The sequence below is a fragment of the Candidatus Symbiopectobacterium sp. NZEC135 genome (assembly GCF_025962695.1).
In genome coordinates, this window is the sequence record NZ_JAGFPF010000168.1 from 1 (window position 1) to 3,144 (window position 3,144).

The window sequence follows — 3,144 nt, forward strand, 5'->3', positions numbered from 1 at the left end:
AGAAGATGGATAACTGAGCGTAAGATAAAAGTAAGGCGTTCAACGCTGCAGAATGGTCTGCAGGGCAGGCAGGCGTTGATATGCAAAAAGATCACATCCAAAATAGCATGCAAACATTAACGCAGAAGTTTGCGAACGCGCATTCAACCTTTGATAATTTGGTTAAAGTATTGAGTAGCACAATTTCAAGTCTTTTGGAGTGCGATAAACAATTCTTTGTTTAACGGGGGCGATATCATGAGTTTTTCAAATAACACGATGATCGGGGCTGGTATATCGAAACCAATTCGCCCAAATACATTTCCAGGCAGCGTTGGCAGTAAGGGCGGGAATAACCCTGTAGCATCATTAAAAACGATAACGCAAGCAAAGGTGCAATTTTTACCTCCACCAGGAAAAGCCTCTGTAGCATCGGGCTCACCAAGGCTGTCAACGCGAACCCAAAACGCTGAGCTTGGTGCAAAAGTCAGAAATGTGAGATCGGGTTCAAATAAAAATGAGGCTAAGAGCGAAAACATTGGTGCGTCACCGTCTAACACGCATGACGCTGTGGCGTTTAATAATGTTTTTGATTCATTGGACAGTAGCCTCACTTTTATTAATCAAAGTGAAAACGATGCAATGGCTTTTTTGCGTAAAGATGGCAGCATTGAAGGTCTTGATAAGTTTTTCACCGTTTTATCTAAAGCCGATAACGACGTTGTCGCAGTGGCTAAAGTTAAGCAAATCGTTGTCATGCTTAAAATGCTAAGCGACTCATCGACGCGTTCTGTTGCCCCTGACACCGCAGAAATTAAAAAAGATATTCAATTCTATGTTGATAACGTTAATAAACATGGGCTAACAGCAAATTCACCCTTTGCGGGTTCATTACTCAAAGGGACCCGTGTGCTTAAGGATGTTGATGCGCGTGTTAATAAAAATGCTGCTCAAGTTATCGCCAAAGGTTTAAATCACAATGCTGTTATTGATCGTTTGGTTGAGAGTAAGATCAATATGATGCAAGATAAAAACCAGAGAGCGACGCTTCTCAGCAAATGGAAAGATATCTCGTTTCGTCAATCGAAGCAGGTTTTTGATCGAATGGAAAGTGCTATCAATGATAGTAGCCACTTTCATCGCCTGGATGCACTGCTCAATCATCAACCCATAAAATTAGATCTGTTCAAGGACTTTCTACAACGCGAGAATGCAGATCAGATTAATGACACTAGAAACACTGGACCCTCAAAACCAGATAATGGGATGAGCAAAGAAACACCCGGCCCAACGTATATTTATAATGACTACAGCACTACGACTAATGATAACAGTGTCCATTTTACTGATAATAGTCGTTTTTCGATGAAGGAAGCTGTTAACCCACCTAACGGACAAGAGGAGAAATCTCCCGCCTCTGCCACTGCATCAGCCACTCAGCATCAGAATGTTACGAATGCGCCGGAGAAGCAATCTGACCGTGATATTGATACCAGGGGACACAGTGATGAACCGCACGGGCCTGAGGCAAAGGCTGGCACGTCAGATACTACGGCTAACATCAACAAGCCTTCCAATGAAACGCAGACTCCTCCAGTAACCGTGGGAGGGAATGCTGGGGTTGATGATATCGATGGACCGGCGTTACCAAGAGAGGCCTCTTTAACGCCAGACATCAATGTCGAACTGAATATGCGCACTTCTGTCCAACGGGCACAGCCTCCGGTAGTGGGTAACCATGGTTCTCCGGTGGCCGCACACCAGACTACTTATATGGGGCCCTTTAGCACGGGACGAACGGGAGCTGCGCAATTTCAGCAATACAAGCAGTCTGCATCGATAACCGCTGATAGCGGGCGGTTTAATAAGACGAATGCGTCTCCCGTTACGCCTTCTAACGATGCCGGCACGGGGGTAAAAAGCGATGGCGATCGTTCACCTGATGAGAATATCAGTAACCGTAATCCTCACGTTAAGGCAGGAGAAAATCCTGCTAGCGATAGAGGAGTGAATCAAGCGCTCAATGCCGCTTCATTCACTCGTCAACGGGCGCAGTTTGCTACGACGTTAACCAAAGCCAAAAGCAATGCAGCGATTGTGCAATCCTCTGAGCCTCAATCACAAGCGGGTGATAAACCTTCGTTTGATGGCTATATCGGGCCAAACAGGACCGGACGAACAGGGGCCGCAGAGTTTAAGCGTTATTGGCAATCAGCAAAAACAACGATGGTTGAAACCAATACACCGGTTGGACGCCGAGAGCCGCTTCCAGGAACAAACGTAACAGAAGCAGAAAAACCTGTCGCGCTTGACGGGAGTAAAGCCAACGAGAAAGCGCAAGACTTGTCTGAGACACCGTCTCAAAAAGCCACTACTGCTACTTTATCAACACAGGCAACGCGTCAACAACCGTCGTTGACGGGGGCGGCGGGTATCAACCAGCAAAAGTCTGATATCTATATCGGACCGCGCAGAACGGGTAGGACCGGCGCTGCTGATTTCAAGAAATATGCATCGGATTCAAACGCAGCCACCGTCAGCCGTGCTCCAACTGTGCAACGTAATACCGGGCGTGATGCTGAACCTTTGAGCAAAGAGGTCTTGAGCAACACCAGTGAAAGACGCGTTGTGAATAACACGGATGCAACCACTCCGGCTGCAAGTAGTGCTGAGCGCGTCGTAAGTGTCACTCAGCAAAAAGTACCTGTTGCACCTGAAACCACTAAGGTTGAAACAGAAGAGAATGTGTTGCTGGCAGATACCGTGCCCAACGCGAGCACGTCTAAAGAGCCCTCTTCGGCGAAGCGCCATGATGTCGCATCGTCTGGAGATAATAATAGGGCTACTGCTGCGGGCAACGCCCCCTACAAAGGTCCTTTTTGGACAGGAAGGCAAGGTGCTACGGCAAAGCAATCTTACCTCAACACTGACAGGGTTACTAAAAAGTAAGCCTTTAAATACTTTTATGATGAGCGGTTGTTGTTTAGCCTTGTAAAAGGGGCCTGACGTAATCTTGATGGCCTCGCTCTGTAGATTTAAAAGGAATTGTAATGAATAAAGACGTTGAGGACCGCATCAATAATGTGGTTTCCTCTATTATAAATTGTTCCTCTGTGGATGTACTGCCGGAGAAACACCTATACTATGATCTATTGGCTGATTCAC

At 46.5% G+C, this 3,144-nt stretch carries 1 protein-coding gene and 1 pseudogene; both read left to right on the plus strand.

Annotation, left to right across the window (positions count from 1 at the left end):
- Positions 1-53: 53 nt before the first annotated feature.
- Positions 54-224, plus strand: a pseudogene (locus tag J5224_RS35850) (IpaD/SipD/SspD family type III secretion system needle tip protein); the annotation flags it as partial.
- A 13-nt stretch (positions 225-237) separates the two neighbouring features.
- A complete protein-coding gene (locus tag J5224_RS24355) occupies positions 238-2,928 on the plus strand; it encodes a hypothetical protein (protein WP_264627805.1) in 2,691 nt (896 codons plus the stop codon).
- Positions 2,929-3,144: the final 216 nt, after the last annotated feature.